Consider the following 18,461-nt stretch of genomic DNA (forward strand, 5'->3'; position numbering starts at 1 on the left):
TGGCGTGACGCGGCTTGCGTCACGCCTTGCTGCGGTGTTTAGCGGGTTGTAAACGAAAGAACAGAGAATACAGCACCGGCACCACACCCAGGCTTAGTATCGTGCCTACAGCAAGCCCATATGCAATGGCACTGGCCATGGCATAAAACAGCACATCGCCACTGACCAGCAACGGCACAAGCCCTAAAATAGTGGTAAACGCTGACATCAGAATGGGTCGCAACCGCCTGACACTGGCGGTGACTACTGCCTCGGCATGATCGCCATCCTCACCCAGCTCCTCGCGCTCGGCATCAATACGCTCAATCAGCACAATGGCGTTGTTTACAATAATACCGGCCAGCGCATAAAGTCCCAGGATCACCATAAACCCAAAGTTACCCTGCATCACAATCAGACCCATCGCCGCGCCAATAATAATCAAAGGCACGGTCAGCATAATAATGGCGGCGCGACGGTACGAGCGGAACTGAGCGACAAGCAGCAGCACGATAATACTGATACACAGTGGCAGGTATTCATTCAGCGAGCGCTGAGATTTTGCTGACTCTTCAATCACGCCGTCATATTCAATCTCGTAGCCATAGGGGAGGGTGTCGCGCAATGCCTGAATATCGGCATCGATCATGGGCACCATTTCCTCGGCGTTGTGCAGCGCATTTTTGGCTTCCACGGTAATGGTTCTGAACAGGTTTTCCCGGGCAATACGGGAAAAGCCGGTCTCATAGCGGATCTCGGCCACCTGGGTGAGCGGTACGCTGGTATTACGCGACTGTGAGAAAATATTCACACTTTTTATGCGTGATAAGTCGAAGCGCTCGCTGTCGCGACCACGCACCACAATAGGCAGAATATCGTCACCTTCCAGAAACTCTGAAATGCCGCGGCCACTGAAATAGGTGTTTAGCGTCTGTGAAATATCGGCCGAGCTGATCCCGGCGCGCCGGGCCTTTTGCTGATTGATGTCCAGCTTGATCTGGGTAACGCGGTTTTCCCAGTTATTTTTAATGTCGTAGGTGCCGGGTAATTGATTGAGTATTGCCTCAATATCGCCGGCGGTGCGGTACAACTTATCTTTATCCGGCCCTTTGACCTGGATATCGATTTTGCTGGAGTCGGACGGGCCCAGAAACATTTTGGTGACGCGCGCCGATACAGACGGAAAGTCTCTGGCGAACATGGCGCGCAGCGAATCTATCGTAGCAGCCACATGCTTGCGCTCACCGACATCGATCATCACAAAGCCTTTGGAGGGTTCGGGATCAATCGGGGTAAGCGATAGCACAAAGCGGGGGCCGCCGAAGCCTCCGTAGCCCACATGCTTCATTATATGTGGAAAATGTTCTCGATTATCGAGCCGGGCAAAAACCGATTCCAGCGTACGGTTGGTTTCGCGAATAGAACTGCCTGCGGGCAGATCCAGGTAAACCAGCACCTGGGCCCGGTCGGAGTCAGGAAAGAACTTGGCCGGCACTTTTGATAATCCGTAGCCGCCAACAAAGAACAGGCCGACCATGACCAGCAAGAATAAGGCGCGGTAATTAAGTAGCCGCCGTACACCGGATTCGTACAGCGGATTTAGTTTAGTGAAATAATGACTCACGCCTGCTTTTTCTTCATCTTTGCCTTTGGGAGGCGGGATAAAGTGATAGCAAAGATACGGTGTGATGGTCTGCGATAATAGCCAGGACACCAGCAAGGAGATCAGGATCACCAGTGAAATTGAGCGGGTGTACTCGCCCGCAACACTGTCAGCCAGCATCAGCGGCAGAAACACTAAAATGGTGGTCAGCGAGGAAGTCAGCAAGGGAAACGACAGCGAACGGCTGCTGTTGGCGAGCGCCTGTTCGCGCGCTTCACCATCTTCCAGGCGGCGCTTAAAGTCCTCTGCAACCACAATACCGTTGTCGACCAGCACCCCCAGTGAAATAATCAGCGTGGCCAGTGACATACGCTCCAGCACCATGCCAGAAAAGGCCATAACGGCAATGGTGATGAGGATAACGCCGGGCACAATTGCCCCTACAATGAGTCCGGCGCGTAAGCCCAGAAACAGCACGACCACACTACAGACGATCGCCAGGGTTTGCAGTACATTGATACTAACTCCGTTTACCGCATTCTCAACCACTTCCGCCTGCCGGGTAATGATGTCCAGTTGCATACCGGCTGGCAGCGTCGCGTTAAGCGCGGCGATTTCCCGTTCCATGTCCGGGGTAAATTTCAGGACATCCACATGGGCATTTTTGGCGATGGCAAATACAATGGCTTTTTCACCATTGAAATACGCGGTGCGGCTGGGCGGATCAACCACTTCGCGCTGAACATCAGCAATATCACGCAGCAGAAATGATTCCTGCTCTCCGGGTACGGTAATCAGGGCGTTGCGCACATCATCGACAGTTTCAAAGTACCCTGAGGGCTGAATGGCAAAGTTCTGGCCATTGGCATCTACAGTTCCACCAGGCTGTATAATATTCTGCTGCTGCAGAATGCTGATAAGCTGATTGGGCGACAGGTTGGTTTGTGCAAGTTTGCTGTTATTCACCTTGATGGTGATTTGCTCTGGCAACACCCCAAGCAGATCAATGCGTTTGACGCCGTCGATTTTGAACAGGTTGTCCCGGATGTGCTGGGCATAATCAGTGCGTTCACCCTCGGTGTAACTGCTATCCATTAACAACGCCACCGTCAGAACCGCCACATCACCAAAGTTATCGTTCACCAGCGGGGCGGAGGTGCCACTGGGCAGGTCACCCTGAACCTGTTCCAGCTCGTCTCTGAGATCGTCCCAGATTTGCTCAAGTGCAAAATACCGGTCCTGAATTTTGACATGCATAATCGACTGACCGGTCATCGACACCGAACGAATTTCATCGACTTCCGGTAGCTTGCGGGCTGCTTCTTCCAGTGTTTTGGTGATCAGCAGTTCCACCTTATCAGCCGGCAGGCCGGGGAACGTGGTGGTGACAACGGCTTCGCGGATGGTAATTGACGGATCTTCCTGTGCCGGCAATGTGATATAGCTGTACAGGCCAAACGCCATCAGCAGGCTGACAATCGCCAGCATCAGCCTGTTTTGCTTAAGACTCAGCTGAGAAAGTGACATGACCCACTCCTACTGATTAAACAGGCGGGTATCGCCATTGGCCAGATGGACGCGCTGACCGTCGCTCAGCAGACTGGCCCCGGATCGCACGACCTGCATGTCTGCTTCGAGGTTACCTCGCACCCGGGCGACATCAGTTTCCAGTGAGACGACCTCAACCGGCTGACGCATAGTGGTGTAAACAGGAATATCCTTGTCTGAGCGTGACGCATCCGCGCGCATCAGCTGCCACACGTAATGCTGATTGCGGTCTGATGAGACCAGCGCGCTTAAGGGAATTTCAAAGGTGGACTCGTTGCCCGGTTGTGAAAATGTGAAGGTGACCTCGGCACTCATTCCAGGTTGCAATCCTGGCACCTCATCGGTTAACCGCACGGTTACCGGAAACGCATTGGCGCTCTGAGCGCGGCTGCCAATTTCAAATATCCGGCCGCTAGCGTGCTGGTTGTCCAGGGCAAAAATTTCCACATCCACATTATCACCAGAGTGGATTTTATTGACCATGTTTTCCGGAACGGCAACCGAGATCTCAATGCCCGCCTGTCCTTCTATACTAAATGCGGGCTGGGCTGGTGTGATACGTTGTGACGGTTCAATCAGGCGCTCGGCAATGCGCCCCGGGTAGGGCGCGATAAGCCGTGTATCACTGAGCTCCTCTTCGGCAATACCCAGTTGCGCGCGGGCCACGTCCAGCTGATCCCGCAGCGCGGCGAGCTGAGTCACGGCGACATCCAGCTCAGCTTCTGAAACGGCACCGGAGGCCTGCAACTGACGTTTCCGTTCAACGTCACGCCGCGCTTCTCTGAGCCGCGCCTCAATTTCGGAGAGCGCTCCCTGGCGTTGCTTCTGATTAAGCTCAAACACTTTACTATCGATGGTCGCCAGCACATCGCCTTTGCGGATCATGTCACCAAGGTTAACGTTGACTGTTTCAACAATGCCGGCAACCTCGAAACTTAACTGACTGGTTTCAGCAGACTGGGCAACGCCCGACAAAATATGCTGCTGTTGTCCATCAAAGGGGGTCACCGGCGTCGCTACCACCGTGCGCAACAGATCTCTGTGCTGCGGCGGGTTATCACAGCCAGCAATGAAAAACAGGCACATCACAAGCGAAAGCGTGCGCATTGAATATAAACTCCTGATGTTTCCGGAGAAGGGATGCTTCCCGGGGATGGTTGGGGTTACTTTTTATTTTTGACTTTTACGGTGCTCTCACCATTTTAGTTTTATTCGGTGGCTCGTCGAACCTGAATATTCAGCGCGCCAATGCTCGTCTCGAACGGATCCGTTGCCTCATCGGGAAGATGCAGTGTCAGCGCGACGTTGTCGGTATAGACGACATCACTGATCTGGCCCTGATGCGTGTCGGCGAAATGTCTGATGAACTGCTCATGACGAAAGTCACTGACAATGGAAAGTGCTGTCAGCGAGACATGGTGTTTAATGGCAAGATCGGCCATTGCTGCCTGCGCAGCCCCTGAGTAAGCACGTACTAATCCGCCAGCGCCAAGTTTGATGCCGCCAAAATAGCGCACTACGACCACCATCACATCACTGACATCTTTGTGCTGAATGACATTCAAAATGGGCTTCCCGGCGGTCCCCGAGGGCTCGCCATCATCCCCCATCGCCGCGCTGGTGGGCGTGTCGGGGTGACCCAGCTGATACGCCCAGCAATGATGCCTGGCATCTGGGTAGTCGGCGCGGATCTTCTCGAGTATCGTCAGCGCCGCGTCGCGGCTGTCGGCATGGCTGGCAATACCAATAAACCGGCTTTTTTTCACTTCCAGCTCTGAGATAGCTGTTTTTGCAGGGATCGGATAATTCATGGGGACAGTGTAACGCAGTTTTGGCGGTGGCTGTAGCGTGCTTAATCTCAGTTTTGGTTCTCAGCGGTTATCTGGCGAGTGCATAAAAGTGAGCCTGTGCCCGTTGGCCAGCAATGGTACTGCAGTTCGCAGAGCGCCGACATCGTGAAAGACGGCACTGACATCGGTCACGTCTGGGCCCGGGATAACCTAAAGCGCAGCGAAAAGCGCGCGCCCCCTAGCGGACTCTTTGTTACTTTGCATGAGGCGTTAAGCCAGTTGGCAATACGGCTGACAATCGCCAGTCCCAGCCCTGCGCCGCCATCTGAACGGCTGCGGGCAGTATCCTGACGGTAGAAGGGTTTGAACACCGATTCCCTTTGCGATTCGCTGACGCCCTCGCCATCGTCATCAACATGAACAGTCACAGCCTCGCAGGTATGCTCCACCACCACTACGACCTGCCGTCTGGCATGTCGTACTGCATTATTTAAGAGGTTATCGAGCGCCTGCGCCAGAAAGTGCGCATCCGCATTAAGCTCTGGGTTGTCGCCTTGCACGTCTATCTTAAGCGACACGGGATGCAGACATCTCTGAACCCGGTCGCAGCAAAAATCATACAGCGGAATACACTCAATATGCAGGTCCGGCTGGCGGGCGTTCATGCGTGTAAAATCCAGCATCTCCTGAACCAGTGTGTCGAGTTCATCAATATCGCGCCGTGCCTCCTGAGTTTGCGCGGCACTCATACCTTCGTCGTCCGCCATGGCAAATTTCAGTCGTGCCAGTGGCGTTTTAAACTCGTGCGTTACCGCGCCTGCCAGCTCCTGTTGCTGGCGCAGCAGATGCGTCACCCTGGTGCTTAACTTTTCCAGTGCCCGGACGATCGCACGCAGCGGCGAACGTGAAGAGAGAGCCGGCACGGCAAGGCTGCCATCATCATTGAGTTGCTCGGTTGCCGCAACCAGTTTACGTAAATCCCGCCATAGCGGGTATAACCACAGGGCGATTCCCACGCCCAGTAGAATAAAAAACAGACTACTTACCAGCCACCAGTTACCGGCTTTGTCGGCTGGCGTAGCGAAACGGACGACAAACACATCCTGACCGGCAACCGGCACATAAACCTGCCAGTTGTCATCAAAGAAACCATGGACAAGCTGACCGCGTTCGAGCTGGGATGACAGGGTTGTGCTGGTGGTGAGTTCACGTCCGGCGAGCACCGAGTAAGATAAACCGGCGTCGCGAAGCTGGCGGTCAAGCAGGACACGGTTATCCTGATTGGCTTCAAACAGCGACAACCAGGCCTGCTGGTAAGGCGTTAATCTGGGCTGCGCTGGCTGAAACAGCTGATCCAGTCCAAGTGTCAGCGTGATAAGGCTAAGCGTTATGAAGACGTAAAGGCTGAAAAAAAGGCGCGTCATACTGTTTATTGCCAGGCGTCAGCGACGAAAAAGAACCCCTTACCCCAGATAGTTTTGATCCGGTAGGGCTGCTGGGTATTGTCGTTAAGCTTTTTTCGCAATCGCGAGATACGTACATCCGCAGAACGGTCAAGCCCATCGTATTCGCGACCAATGATGTCGCGGTAAATATGTTCACGGTGGACAACACAGCCAGCGTTTTCGGCCAGCATATACAGTAAATCAAATTCGTGGCTGGTCAGGCTGATGTTTTCATCACCAAGGGTGACAGATCGTGCTTCTTTGTCGATATACAGGTTGCCAAAGCGCAAAGACGCGTTTAATGCGCTCTGGCGTTGTCGGGTGCGGCGCAGCAGCGCCTGAATGCGAGCCAGCAGCAGGCGTGGTTCCACTGGCTTGCTGACGTAGTCATCCGCACCCAGTTCCAGGCCCAGAATTTCATCGACCGCATCGTTTTTCGCGGTCATAAACAGTAACGGCCCCTGATAGTGTTTGCGTAATTGCTGGCATAGCGACAGGCCGTCCTCACCTGGCAGCATGATATCCAGCACGATGACATCGGGCGGACTTGCACTGACGGTCTGTTGCAGTGTCTTACCGTCGGCCAGGGCAATAACAGTGAACCCTGATTGTTCAAGGTACTCGGTGACCAGGTGTCGCAGCCGGGTGTCGTCCTCAACCAGAATAAGCGTAGCAGACTGACTCATTCAAACACACTCCATGGTAATCGTACCCGCCGGCGTCGGGGACGTTGCTCAATGATCTGATACGGCAGCAGAAAGCTGTCGAGCTTTTCACCCTCAGCAGAGAGCAACGTGAAACGGGTATCGCGGGTAATTTTTAACGGAAGGATCATACGGTTACTGGTAAAGCAGCCTGCCGGTTTCTCGTTTACACGCAGGCAGGGGAGCGGCGTAATCCCTTCAATCTGAACCTCAACGTCAGCCTGACAAAATTCGTCATCTGACGACACCAGACATGCGCCTGGCTGAACCTCCCACTCCACTGCATCCGTCGCTGAGGCGGTAATTAAAAGGCCTGCACAAAGCAGTATGCGAAGCATGTCTTATCATCCTTCCCTAGAATCGATAGGCTACACCAGCAAACATCGTATAAACCGTGTTGTCTTCGACCAGCGGGCTGTCTGTCATACCACTATGCAGGCGACGCGCGCCCACCCGGGCGAGCCAGCGCCAGTGGTTGTTAATACGGTACAGGGCACTGATATCAACGCCTATCTGCATGCCTCCGGCAGCGGTATACACGGTAGCCGATGCTGGCTTATCATCAGCATGGATTCCATAATAATAGTCACTCAGACCCTTTCCTTTATACAAAAGTTTCGTGCCAACTGCGATCCGCAGGTGCTGGGTGGGCGATGTGGTATATCGGTATTCCAGTGCGCCATGCTGTCCGTTATACACACTGCTGATGTCGCTGGCCAGCATCAGCCGCACATGATGGTTACGATTGTGCCATTGCCAGCGTACGCCGGCATCCAGTGCCCAGCGCCGTGAAGACACGTCATCGACAGATATCCGCTGAGGCTCCTGCTGCGCCTTATCGACCAGGCCATTGCTACTCAGTGTAGCGGCAGGTATAAGAATATTGGCGGAGTGCCAGAAACTGAAGTTTGCCTTCTCAGCGTTGGGGACCACAAACACATCAATACTGGTATTTGAGGATGGAAAAAACTGAACGCCGGTTTCTAAATTATCAAAATAGAACGTTTCGCCGTAGTAGGCAATATCGGGCAGCAGAACATAAGGGATGGTGTCGCCGTCGACCAGCGGGTTGCTACGACCGCCAATTCCCACTGCCACTCCCAGTTGCCAGCTGTTGGCAGTGATACAGGACTGCCCGTCGCTGCACTGCGAACCGGCACTGTATGCTGACAAACTGTAAATGCAGGCGCACCACGCCAACAGGCTTACAAATCCACGTTTCATTGCTGACCACACCTATTTTCTGTCGCTCGCTACGCTGCGCGAGTGTAATACACCTCATGATGGCCCATAAGCAGCAAACTTTCGGTACATTGTGCACAAATACGTCCGGGTTGCAGACTTATCACCGCGCTGGACACGCACACCGAGGAACATCAGGAGAAGGTGGTGATAAATTACCAGAAGCCGGGGAACCAGACACGGGCCAGTTACAATTAATCACAAATATGTGCATATTCGATCGTTTTTTCTAAAAGTGATTGGGTAGCCTGTTAGCTAAACGATAAGCGTTAAGGGACTCACAAAAATGCGACCTGACAAAGATTTACTGACTTATCTGCTGGCAGTATGTATTGGCTTAACGGCGCTCGTCACCGGGCAGCGCGATAACACTGTAACTAAGGCCAGTGAACCGGCTGCGTCTGAACGCGCCGTGACAATCCTCACTGCCAGCCCGCGCCAGGCTGACCAACTTCTGGTTCGTCATCTGAAGGCGCAGGATAACAGCGCATCTGTTTATCCACTGTAACCGGCTCTACTTGGCCCGTTCAGGGCTGTTTGGCGTCCGGGGCATCCCGGCCGCCTTTTTTATTCAATAAACCGTGCCAGCTGCTCGCTGGTATTGCCGGACAGCGCCTGCGCCTGCTTCGCCTGACGATCAACCTCCTGCATCTGATGCTGGACCTGGTCACTGAGCTTTCGAATATCTGAGACGGAGTGTTCGGTATGTGTATATTTGTCTTTCAGGGAGCCCACCGCACTAAGAATATTGTCAATCTCGCGGGTATTGCGCTCAAAATCCTCAACCATGGTGGTAAAGGTCGTGGCTGTGTTGTCGAGTTGTTCACGCATGTCTTCGGACTCGCCCATCACTTTGGTCGACTCTTTCTGGGTGTTTTCGACCAGCGACTCCATATCGGTGAGAAAACGGCTTATCTGGCCCGTCGCATCGGCTACTTTCGCTGACAGCGTTCTGACCTCATCGGCAACCACCGCAAAGCCGCGTCCTGACTCGCCGGCACGGGCCGCCTCAATGGCTGCATTCAGTGCCAGCAGATTAGTCTGATCGGCAAACTCTTCCACCATTTTCAGAATGTTTCTGACATTCCCGGCGTTTTCCTGTAAGCCGTCAACGGTTTGTGAAAACTGCGAAAGCAGCGCGTTGATACGGGTGATCTGGCGCTGGCAATGCTGCAACTGATCGCTGGCCTGATTGGCACTGGTCATATTGTGCTGATTACGATCGGAAACCGTTTCCGATGCACCAACAATGTCCTGAATGCTGTTGCTGATGTCTTCGCTGGCCGCTGCCACATCGTGACTCAGTTGTTTTTGGCGGTCGGCGTTGCCATAGGTGTCCTGCACAGTCAGTGCAACCTCCTCATTAGCCAGGCTGCCCTGCTGTGCCTGCGTATGGATCTGCAGCATCAGGGCGGCCAGATTCTCAACAAACAGGTTGTAGGCGTCGGATAATTCGCGAAATTCATCGCGGGTAAATGCCGGCAACTGACCACTGAGGTTACCGCGGGTATGATTAATATTATTCAGCGATGCAAGCAGTGCCTTCACGGGGCGGACAATCAGGTAGTGAAGATAAAAAATGGTAAACGCGACACACAGCACGCTGCCAATAAACAGTACAAGGCTCCAGAACTTCAGGCTTTCGCGACTGTCTTGTGCGCCGCTGGCATACTGGTACAGCAGGAAAAAACTGGCCAGCTGGAATAAAAACAGAAATAACACATTGCCAATAATCTTGCGGTTTAAGGTGAAGAAAAAGGTTTTCTCAATGGTGCTGTAAAGGTTCCGGAACATAATAGTATGGCGGTTGCTGCAGGTCGCAGAAAAGATAGCGGAAACCGGCTGGCCTGTCGACCAGCCCCTGTGATCTGAATCAAGTAAGGTGCAAACTGGTGTGTCAGGCAGTGGGGAAATACCGGTTTACCAATGGTGTGACCTTTCCTTCGATGCGTCTGGGTTTGTCTTTTGTTCGGGGAAGCCGTCCCATACCGGCAAACAGGCAGTACCAGGAAGGCTTCAGGTACACCAGTTGCTCGCGCACCTCATTGAGCGCACCGTCAAAGTCGCCGCACCAGTTTGAAAAGCTGATCCCTACTTTATAGGTGGCATCACAGGCGCTCATCCAGGTCGCCTCGCTGATTCCCAGTGTTTTAAAAAAGGCGTAGAGCCCTCTCCCACACCTACGGTGCCGATGTCGGCAGACTATATAAGCGTGATATGTGATGCAGGCCAGTGTTTCGACAGCAGGCAGGCCGACATCCAGCCCGCCGTGCCGCCCCCTACGATGACAACCCTGGCCGGCGGTGTCATGCGTCCCTCCGGGTGGACGCGCGAACCAATAGCTCCGGAACAAAATAGACTGGCTCTGCTGGACTTAATTTGCCAGTGCGCTTACGCACTTTCAGGCTACTGATCAGTGACGAGGTAGCCGAGCGGGCAATATCCGCCGTTGGCTGCGTCGCCGTGGTCAGTGGCGGAAAAGTCTGGCGCGAGAAGGGGCTGTTTTCAAACCCGGCAATGGCGAGATCGCCCGGCACATCAAAGCCCTTCATACGTGCGCCATACAGCATACCGGCGGCAATTTCGTCGTTACAGGCAAATACCGCGGAAGGAGGGAGATCCAGCGAAAGCAACGATTCTGCACTGTGTACCCCGGTACCGAATGAGTAGGTACCGTCGATCAGCAAGGAAGGATCCTGCGTAATACCATGTTTGTTCAGTGCCGCCAGATAGCCGTTTTGCCGCTCGATGGTCGAGTGGTGCTCCCGTTCTCCGGCAATAAAGGCGATACGCCGGTGACCTTCTGTTATCAGGTGTTCAGTGATCGCAAACGCGGCCTCATAGTCGTTTATCAGCACACAGGGCAGAGATGTATCTGGTGCTTTCTCTCCAGACAGGACTCTGACATAACAGATCCCTTTGTCATCCAGTGCCTGCAGCACGTCGGGCATTTCTGAGAGGGGCGGAGAGAGGATCAGGCCCGCTACGCGTGCGCTTTCCACCATGGTCATGATTTCCGGAATAATGCCGGGACTTGCAGCATTACAGGGGTGGATTAACAGTTCATACCCGTTGTGACGGCATTCCTGCAAAATACCCTGCTGCATATCAATCACATAGTAGGCATTTGGGTTATCGTACACATAACTTAAAACGAAGTTTTCACGGCCTGCGAGATCCCGCGCTGCTTTATTGGGCCTGTAATCCAGCGCAGCAATTGCATCCTGCACTTTCTTCAGCGTGTCCGGCTTTACGGTGCCTTCGTTATTGATTACCCGTGACACAGTTTTTATCGACACCCCGGCTTGCTCTGCCACACTTTTAATGGTTGCTGGCACTGACGATCTCCAAAAAATTACCTTATTTCAGTAAGTTAAAATGTAATTTGGCGTAAAAAATACACAGGTTTTAACATTTGTTTAAATTTGAGTTTGCAAGAGTACTACTTCTGATGTAATGCTAACAATCAATGACAGCGTTGTCATTATTCTTGGCGAATAAGTGCAACGACTTGTCATTTTATTTCACAATAAATGACAGCGTTGTCATCTTGCGTTATGGTGACAATGTTCAGGAAGCCTGAAATACTTCCCTCTGCCTGAAGAGGGACAAAAACAGAGTGTAATGATGACGAAATATTTTATTGGCATTGACGGAGGCGGAACCCGCTGTCGCGCAAGACTTGAGGATGCGCATGGCAAGCTGCTAGGTCAGGGTGAAGGAGGGGCGGCCAACATTATGCGCAACCCGGCTCAGGCGACGACATCAATCGTCGATGCGTGCACCCGGGCAGTCGCGGCGTCAACGCTGCCGGTACAGTTAAAAGAGATTACGGTGGGAGCCGGACTGGCAGGCGCCAATATCCCCAGTGCCTGTCACGCATTCAGCAACTGGCAGCATCCCTTTGACAGCCTGTCAGTGTTAAGTGACTTGCACGCGGCCTGCCTGGGCGCGCATGACGGTCAGGACGGCGCCGTCATTGTGTGTGGCACCGGCTCGTCGGCCACACGGTGTGTGAATGGCGAATTTATTGATATTGGCGGACACGGCTTTCTGGTCGGTGATATTGCCAGTGGCGCCTGGCTGGGCCTGAAGGCGGTACAGCATACGTTACTGGCACTGGACGGACTGATTCCACGAGATCCGCTGTGTGAAGCGGTATGCGCAACCTTTGACGTGCAGGACGACAGCGCGCTGATTCAGAAAGTCAGCGCCTTTGAAGCAAAAGACTATGCCGTGCTTGCCCCGGCCATGGTAACCCTGAACACCGACGGTGATGCGGTGGCACGCAGCCTGTTTGACGAAGGCAGTGCCTATCTTCGTCGCATCGCGCATCACTTACTGGACAACAGCAACCTCCCGCTGTGCCTGATTGGCGGATTATCGGATACGTACAAGCCCTGGTATGACGAATCGGTTCGCGCGCGTATACAGCCATGTAAGTCAAGCCCGGAGCAGGGTGCGATTGCCTTTGCCAAACAATCAATCAAACAGGGAGCACAGCAATTATGAGAATGTCAATGATGGCGACTGAAGCCCGGCAGGCGCCGCAGGTGATTGCCCGGCAACTGGCCGACAATGCCGTGATTTGTGAACACATCGCAGAGCGACTGCGCGCTATTGCCCCCCATATGATTATGATTATCGGGCGTGGCTCTTCCGATCATGCCGGTGTGTATGCCAAATACCTGTTTGAGATTGAGATGGGCATACCGGTCTGCGCCGCAGCCCCGTCGGTATCCGGCGTTTACGGCCGGGACTTACAGCTGGAAGGAACGGTTACGATTGTGATTTCTCAGTCTGGGCGCAGCCCCGATATTCTGAATCAGACCGAAGCGGCCAAACGTGGCGGCGCCTACACCATTGCGCTGGTCAATGACGAAACTTCGCCTCTGGCTGAGATGGTAGATGCTGTGATCCCGCTGAAAGCCGGTCAGGAAAAAGCGGTCGCTGCCACTAAGAGCTACCTGGCAACGTTGTCAGCATTGCTGCAGCTGTGCACGTTCTGGAGCCAGAATAACGCACTGTCACAATCTCTGGCGGGCCTGTCTTCACAATTATCTGCAACGCTTACGCAGGCGCAGCAACTGTCCCGGGAAAAACTCGAGAATATCAGCAGTGCTGTAGTGCTTGGCCGGGGGCTGGGCTACGCGGTTGGCCGGGAAGTCGCCTTAAAGCTAAAAGAAGTGCTGGGACTGCACGCCGAGGCCTTCAGCAGTGCCGAGTTTATTCACGGGCCGGTGACCCTGGTAGAAAAACAGCTGAGCATCATCGAACTGAACGTAAACGATGCATCAAAGCCGGTTCATGATGAGATCATGCAGGATATTGTTCGTCGCGGCGCCAAAGTCCAGTCGCTGTCCTGCAATGGGGGCGATGTGCACCCTCGCCTTCAGCCGCTGTTACTGCTTCAGCGCTTTTATCTGGATATTGAAGCGATTGCTGTGGCGATGAGACTGGATCCCGATACGCCGCCGGGTCTCAACAAAGTAACCAAAACGGTGTGATATGAAGATTACCGCGAAAAAGGTACTGACATCTGCCGGCTGGGCAGAGAAGCAGACGGTAGAGGTGAATAAGCAGCACATTGTCAGTATCCGCCAGGCGAATGATGATGAGCTTAACCAATGCCTTGACGGCTATCTGATCCCCGGCTTTTTTGATACCCAGGTGAACGGCGGTGGTGGCATATTGTTTAATGCCACGACCAGCTACGAGGGGATCTGTCAGATGGCGGATGCACACCTTCAGTATGGCACCACCAGCATGCTGCCAACGATTATCACCGATAATGCCGACGTGATGGCGAAGGCTGCCGACGCGATCAGTGCGTGTATCGCACAGCAGCATCCGCAAATCGCCGGGGTTCATTTTGAGGGGCCATTTTTAAGTGTGGCTAAAAAAGGGGTGCACAGCGCTGAGCTGATTCGCCCGCCATCCGACCGTGAGCTGGCCATACTGTGCCGCAAAGACATTGGCCGGGTACTGACTACACTCGCGCCTGAACACACCGATGCAGGGCTTATTCGCGAGCTGGTCAGTGAGAATGTGGTGGTGGCCCTTGGCCATACCAACGCCAGTTATGAGCAGGCCCGCGCCGCGCTGGATGCAGGCGCATCAGGCTTTACCCATTTGTACAACGCAATGTCAGCCATGACCTCCCGCGCGCCCGGTGTGGTCGGTGCAGCACTCTCGGATGAAGACAGCTTCTGTGGCCTGATTGTCGATCATCACCATGTGCACCCGGCCAGCGCCAGAGCTGCGATTCGCGCCAAAAGTGCCGGCCGTATGATGCTGGTCACCGACGCGATGGCCCATGTCGGCAGTAGCCTGACCCGTATGCCGTTTTTTGACCGGGAAATAATGCGCAGCGGCGATAAGCTGACAACGGCCGATGGTACGCTGGCGGGTTCCTGTCTGGATATGCTGGGTGCGGTCATCAATACCCACCGGGATCTGGGCTTTACCCTTGAACAGGCGGTCATGATGGCCGCTGCCACACCGGCCGCTTTTATGGGGCTGGCGCAGCAGCAGGGCAGTCTGGCACCTGGGCAACAGGCCAGTATGCTGTTGCTTGACAGCGCATCACTACAGATCCGTCAAACCTGGCTGGCCGGTAAGGCCGTTAATCTACCACGCAGGAGTGAGTCATGAAGACCGCAGCGGCCGCCTACCCTGATACGTACAAAAGCAGCCTGTTTCCTATTCTGGCTATCGGCTTGCTGTTTTTTATTTTTGGCTTCATTACCTGGCTCAATGGCGCGCTTATTCCGTTTTTGCAGATGGTCTGCCAGTTGTCTGAAATTGAAGCCCTGTTCATTGCCTTTTGTTTCTATTTTGCCTACGTAGTGATGGCTCTGCCGATGGCCAGAATACTTGAATATACTGGCTATCAGAAAGGCATGGCGCTGGGCTTACTGATTATTGCTATCGGCTGCCTGCTGTTCATTCCGGCTGCGCTGTCGACCTATTTTAGCATCTTTCTGTTGGCACAATTTGTGGTGGGCTCGGGCCTGACCATATTACAGACCGCCTCAAACCCGTTTATTGTGCGGCTGGGCAGCAAAGAGGGGGCGGCTGCCCGCATTGCCTTTATGGGGCTGCTGAATAAAGGTGCAGGGGCGCTGGCACCGGTTATCTTTACGGCGCTGGTTCTCGGCGAGTTCGCGGATATTACCCGGCTTGAACTTACACAGATGAGCAGCGAGGCGCGGACCGCGCAAATTGACAGTATGTCGGTGAAGCTTATCCAGCCTTATATTGGGATGGCGCTGGCACTGGGTGTACTGGCACTCATTTTTAATAAAATTAATTTACCTGATATTCGCGAAGAACAGGTCAGTGATGCGCCTGATACTTCGTCATCGGCGACCTCGGTGACGCAGTTCCCGCAACTGGTATTAGGGGCGGTGGCGCTATTCTGTTACGTGGGCGTAGAAGTCATTGCAGGCGATACCATTGGCCTCTATGGCAGCCGGCTGGGGCTGAGCGGTGCGACGGCACTGACTTCCTTTACCATGACAGCCATGGTTATCGGGTATGTATTAGGCCTGATACTGATCCCTCGTTTTATTTCGCAGCGTACAGCATTGACTGCATCTGCGTTGTTCGGACTGGCACTGACCGTAGCGATTAGTCTGGCCTCTAACAGCAGCGATGTGATTGCAACGCTGTTGTGGGGCTGGATGGGTATTCGAACAGTACCAGACAGTGTGGCACTGATTGCGCTGCTGGGCCTGGCGAATGCTATGGTATGGCCGGCCATCTGGCCGCTGGCGCTGGATGGACTGGGGAAATTCACTGCCCGGGGCTCGGCCATTCTGATTATGGGAATTGCTGGCGGTGCGATATTACCACTTATCTATGGCGGCATGAGTGAATGGATCAGCAACCAGTCTGCGTATCTGGTGATGCTGCCATGTTATGGCTTTATCCTGTACTACGGCGCACTGGGTCATACCAAGCGTCACTGGTGAGGGCGCATCGCGCCCGATCACTTCCCGCCTTACCTTGTTACACTTTTCCCTGTCAGTTGCGATTGACTTAGCTGTGTGAATTCAGGCTATCATTAAGCGTGATACAAAAGCCCGGCGTGGCGCACATGCACTGAGCAAAATAGCTGTACTGACCTTGTCAGTTCCTCATAACGGGCTTAATACGTTTGAAGAGGTCGTTCAGACTTGGTTAAGCCCGGCTGGTTTACTGTGTGCAGCGAGAATGGCAACAGAATAAGTGATCGGTATGAATAGCAACTCTCAATATAGCGTTCCTGGCATCCGGCTGGTGATGCCATACTTAATTGCGTTACTCAGCACACTGCTGCCAGTATCAGTACAGGCCACCGATCCTGAGCCGGTTTACTATCAGGACTGTGCTTACATTGAGTTTGACGATATTGATAACGATGCACTCACCCGAAATGAGGAAATAGCCCTCATTGATGAGAATTTCTTTGCTGCGCTGGATCGCTCCGCCGAGTGCATGAACAGTGCAGCCGCCACCGGTGCCGGTAAAATTGGTGATGCCGCGGGCAATGCTGGTGGCGGCCAGGGGGCTGCCGGTGGACAGTCAGGTAATGCGGGCAGCAGTGGCCAGGCCAGTGGTTCCGGGTCACCGGTGCCGATAGCAGAGCAACAGCAAAATCCACAGCAAACCACGGACACAACCAAAGGGATTGATACGCAGCGCGGCACATCGTCGGGCGGCAGCTCAGCCGTATGCGATGCAGTAAAAGAGGGGCTGGCGTCTGCCACCACACAGGCAGAAAAAGAACATTGGCAGGGCCTTGCGGCCGAATACGGATGCCAGTCATAGGCAGAGAGAAGGAGAAGCTGTATGAATGAGGTCATGACAAGTGCGGGCAAATGGAGGCGACTCGTCGCATTGCTGTTTGTGTCGTTTTCACTGCTGATAAGCGGCTGTAAATCGACGTCGAACCAGACCAATGTGACCCGTGTTGGCCCCTCTATGACCGGGCCGGCATCGTCCAAGGCCCTGGGCAATGCCAATCGCAGTTATAACTATACCTCTGACATTTACCTGGATGTGGCGGTGCCGGTGTTTGATCCGGGGATTCCGCAGGACGAATACGGCAACATCGATGATGAAGCTGTGGTGGAACAAGATATCTGGCCGCAGGTCCGTCGTCTGGAAGCTAACCGGTTCGCGCTGGCAACCAAAGAAGCGCTCGGGGATACGCAGTCCTTCGGTAAAATTAATGTGACCCCCAATGCGAATGTCAGTGCCGATGTGTATGTGCTTGGCAAAATAAACTATTCCGACACGGAAACCGTCAAAATTGGCATCCGTGTGATGGATGCCACCAACACCATGTGGGGTGAAGAAGAATTTGAATACCGCGTCAGTCAGGGCTTTTACCGTGACGCGATGCGTAAAGGAAACAACCCGTATGAGCCGGTGTTTAAGCAAATTGCCGGGTATGTTTATGATTTGCTGAAACTGCGCTCAGAGCAGGACAAGCAGAACATTGAGCGGGTATCGGATGTCCGCTACGCAGCCATGTACAGCCCGGAAAAATACGCGCACTACCTGACCGAGGAAAAGTCAGGCTTCTTTTCAAAGGATGCGGCTATCGGGCTGAATGGCGCACCATCAGAAGACGACCCCATGTATCAGCGCATTCAGGCGATCAAAGCCAGGGATATGCAGTTTATTGATGAGCTGCAGGACAGTTATGAGACCTTTGGCGCCACGACCCATGATGCTTATCGTAAGTATCAGCGTGAAACCCTGCCTGTCGCCGCCAGAATTCGTAAAGAAAAAGAAAAACGTACCAAAGCGCAGGTGGCGACCGCCGCGCTGGGCATTGCCGCCATTATGCTGGGGAAAAATTCCGGCTCTACGGCCGGCCAGGTGGCAGCAGCCGCTGCGGGCGTTGGAGCCGCGTACAGCCTGAGTGAAGCGATTCAGTCAAACCGCGAGCTGGGGGCGCAGCGTAAGCTGCTCGACGAAATGGGCCAGAACCTGGATATTCAGGCCACCGACCAGGTTGTGGAGTTTAATGATCAGACCATAGAGCTGCAGGGCACGGCCGCCGAACAATACGCGCAGCTTCGCCAGCGCCTCTACGAGATCTACGAGATGGAAGCCACCCCCGATACACAGCTTTAACGACGGGGCAGGGAGCAGC

Annotated in this window: 16 protein-coding genes and 1 pseudogene; 7 read left to right on the forward strand and 10 right to left on the reverse strand. The window is 53.9% G+C overall.

The window, feature by feature from the left end:
- Window positions 1-19 precede the first annotated feature (19 nt).
- The 7 genes from IE054_RS06675 to IE054_RS06705 form a co-directional block, all read right to left on the reverse strand.
- Window positions 20-3,109 carry an efflux RND transporter permease subunit gene (locus tag IE054_RS06675; RefSeq protein WP_189404582.1) on the reverse strand — a complete coding sequence of 1,030 codons (3,090 nt, stop codon included), beginning with the start codon at window positions 3,107-3,109 and terminating at the stop codon, window positions 20-22.
- 9 nt (window positions 3,110-3,118) lie between these two features.
- The gene (locus IE054_RS06680) at window positions 3,119-4,237 is read right to left on the reverse strand and encodes an efflux RND transporter periplasmic adaptor subunit (protein WP_189404584.1); all 1,119 of its coding nucleotides are present in this window, start codon (window positions 4,235-4,237) and stop codon (window positions 3,119-3,121) included.
- 101 nt (window positions 4,238-4,338) lie between these two features.
- Complete coding sequence (locus IE054_RS06685; RefSeq protein ID WP_189404585.1) at window positions 4,339-4,941, reverse strand: YigZ family protein; 603 nt, start codon at window positions 4,939-4,941, stop codon at window positions 4,339-4,341.
- A 167-nt stretch (window positions 4,942-5,108) separates the two neighbouring features.
- Window positions 5,109-6,344: an ATP-binding protein gene (locus tag IE054_RS06690; protein WP_189404587.1), complete on the reverse strand. Its 1,236-nt coding sequence runs from the start codon at window positions 6,342-6,344 to the stop codon at window positions 5,109-5,111.
- Window positions 6,345-6,349: 5 nt separating this feature from the next.
- Window positions 6,350-7,051: a response regulator gene (locus IE054_RS06695; RefSeq protein WP_189404589.1), complete on the reverse strand. Its 702-nt coding sequence runs from the start codon at window positions 7,049-7,051 to the stop codon at window positions 6,350-6,352.
- The gene (locus IE054_RS06700) at window positions 7,048-7,407 is read right to left on the reverse strand and encodes a DUF3019 domain-containing protein (protein WP_189404591.1); all 360 of its coding nucleotides are present in this window, start codon (window positions 7,405-7,407) and stop codon (window positions 7,048-7,050) included. The genes IE054_RS06695 and IE054_RS06700 overlap by 4 nt, the downstream gene beginning before the upstream one ends.
- Window positions 7,408-7,423: 16 nt before the next feature.
- Window positions 7,424-8,293, reverse strand: a complete 870-nt coding sequence (locus tag IE054_RS06705) for a MipA/OmpV family protein (protein WP_189404593.1) — start codon at window positions 8,291-8,293, stop codon at window positions 7,424-7,426.
- A gap of 304 nt (window positions 8,294-8,597) precedes the next feature.
- On the opposite strand from IE054_RS06705, the gene IE054_RS06710 reads away from it, so the two are divergent.
- Window positions 8,598-8,819, forward strand: a complete 222-nt coding sequence (locus tag IE054_RS06710) for a hypothetical protein (protein ID WP_189404595.1) — start codon at window positions 8,598-8,600, stop codon at window positions 8,817-8,819.
- 59 nt (window positions 8,820-8,878) lie between these two features.
- Here IE054_RS06710 and IE054_RS06715 read toward each other — a convergent pair whose 3' ends face one another.
- The 3 genes and pseudogenes from IE054_RS06715 to IE054_RS06725 form a co-directional block, all read right to left on the reverse strand.
- A complete protein-coding gene (locus tag IE054_RS06715) occupies window positions 8,879-10,105 on the reverse strand; it encodes a methyl-accepting chemotaxis protein (protein ID WP_189404597.1) in 1,227 nt (408 codons plus the stop codon).
- 277 nt (window positions 10,106-10,382) lie between these two features.
- Window positions 10,383-10,621, reverse strand: a pseudogene (locus IE054_RS17845) (tryptophan 7-halogenase); the annotation flags it as partial.
- Window positions 10,618-11,649 carry a LacI family DNA-binding transcriptional regulator gene (locus tag IE054_RS06725; protein WP_189404599.1) on the reverse strand — a complete coding sequence of 344 codons (1,032 nt, stop codon included), beginning with the start codon at window positions 11,647-11,649 and terminating at the stop codon, window positions 10,618-10,620. The pseudogene IE054_RS17845 and the gene IE054_RS06725, both read right to left, overlap by 4 nt.
- Before the next feature lie 286 nt (window positions 11,650-11,935).
- Here IE054_RS06725 and IE054_RS06730 point away from each other — a divergent pair, with 286 nt between their 5' ends.
- From IE054_RS06730 to IE054_RS06755, 6 genes are all read left to right on the forward strand, one after another.
- Window positions 11,936-12,823: a glucosamine kinase nucleotide-binding domain-containing protein gene (locus IE054_RS06730; RefSeq protein WP_189404601.1), complete on the forward strand. Its 888-nt coding sequence runs from the start codon at window positions 11,936-11,938 to the stop codon at window positions 12,821-12,823.
- Window positions 12,820-13,818 (forward strand): glucosamine-6-phosphate deaminase NagB-II, encoded by a 999-nt coding sequence (gene nagB-II, locus IE054_RS06735; protein ID WP_189404603.1) that lies wholly within the window; start codon window positions 12,820-12,822, stop codon window positions 13,816-13,818. The genes IE054_RS06730 and nagB-II overlap by 4 nt, the downstream gene beginning before the upstream one ends.
- A 1-nt stretch (window position 13,819) precedes the next feature.
- Window positions 13,820-14,965 carry an N-acetylglucosamine-6-phosphate deacetylase gene (nagA, locus tag IE054_RS06740; protein ID WP_189404605.1) on the forward strand — a complete coding sequence of 382 codons (1,146 nt, stop codon included), beginning with the start codon at window positions 13,820-13,822 and terminating at the stop codon, window positions 14,963-14,965.
- Window positions 14,962-16,287 (forward strand): sugar MFS transporter, encoded by a 1,326-nt coding sequence (locus IE054_RS06745; protein WP_189404607.1) that lies wholly within the window; start codon window positions 14,962-14,964, stop codon window positions 16,285-16,287. Before nagA ends, IE054_RS06745 begins: the two co-directional genes overlap by 4 nt.
- Window positions 16,288-16,552: 265 nt before the next feature.
- The gene (locus IE054_RS06750) at window positions 16,553-17,125 is read left to right on the forward strand and encodes a hypothetical protein (RefSeq protein WP_229805024.1); all 573 of its coding nucleotides are present in this window, start codon (window positions 16,553-16,555) and stop codon (window positions 17,123-17,125) included.
- A 21-nt stretch (window positions 17,126-17,146) separates the two neighbouring features.
- Window positions 17,147-18,442 carry a hypothetical protein gene (locus IE054_RS06755; protein ID WP_229805025.1) on the forward strand — a complete coding sequence of 432 codons (1,296 nt, stop codon included), beginning with the start codon at window positions 17,147-17,149 and terminating at the stop codon, window positions 18,440-18,442.
- Window positions 18,443-18,461: the final 19 nt, after the last annotated feature.

This window comes from Alteromonas halophila (assembly GCF_014651815.1).
Classification (GTDB): domain Bacteria; phylum Pseudomonadota; class Gammaproteobacteria; order Enterobacterales; family Alteromonadaceae; genus Alteromonas; species Alteromonas halophila.

Coding starts and splice junctions, on each gene's coding strand:
- IE054_RS06750 (WP_229805024.1), top strand. CDS start 16,553: ATGAATAGCAACTCTCAATATAGCGTTCCTGGCATCCGGCTGGTGATG.
- IE054_RS06680 (WP_189404584.1), bottom strand. CDS start 4,237: ATGCGCACGCTTTCGCTTGTGATGTGCCTGTTTTTCATTGCTGGCTGT.
- IE054_RS06755 (WP_229805025.1), top strand. CDS start 17,147: ATGAATGAGGTCATGACAAGTGCGGGCAAATGGAGGCGACTCGTCGCA.
- IE054_RS06710 (WP_189404595.1), top strand. CDS start 8,598: ATGCGACCTGACAAAGATTTACTGACTTATCTGCTGGCAGTATGTATT.
- IE054_RS06675 (WP_189404582.1), bottom strand. CDS start 3,109: ATGTCACTTTCTCAGCTGAGTCTTAAGCAAAACAGGCTGATGCTGGCG.
- IE054_RS06705 (WP_189404593.1), bottom strand. CDS start 8,293: ATGAAACGTGGATTTGTAAGCCTGTTGGCGTGGTGCGCCTGCATTTAC.
- IE054_RS06745 (WP_189404607.1), top strand. CDS start 14,962: ATGAAGACCGCAGCGGCCGCCTACCCTGATACGTACAAAAGCAGCCTG.
- IE054_RS06700 (WP_189404591.1), bottom strand. CDS start 7,407: ATGCTTCGCATACTGCTTTGTGCAGGCCTTTTAATTACCGCCTCAGCG.
- IE054_RS06695 (WP_189404589.1), bottom strand. CDS start 7,051: ATGAGTCAGTCTGCTACGCTTATTCTGGTTGAGGACGACACCCGGCTG.
- IE054_RS06715 (WP_189404597.1), bottom strand. CDS start 10,105: ATGTTCCGGAACCTTTACAGCACCATTGAGAAAACCTTTTTCTTCACC.
- IE054_RS06730 (WP_189404601.1), top strand. CDS start 11,936: ATGATGACGAAATATTTTATTGGCATTGACGGAGGCGGAACCCGCTGT.
- nagA (WP_189404605.1), top strand. CDS start 13,820: ATGAAGATTACCGCGAAAAAGGTACTGACATCTGCCGGCTGGGCAGAG.
- IE054_RS06690 (WP_189404587.1), bottom strand. CDS start 6,344: ATGACGCGCCTTTTTTTCAGCCTTTACGTCTTCATAACGCTTAGCCTT.
- IE054_RS06685 (WP_189404585.1), bottom strand. CDS start 4,941: ATGAATTATCCGATCCCTGCAAAAACAGCTATCTCAGAGCTGGAAGTG.
- nagB-II (WP_189404603.1), top strand. CDS start 12,820: ATGAGAATGTCAATGATGGCGACTGAAGCCCGGCAGGCGCCGCAGGTG.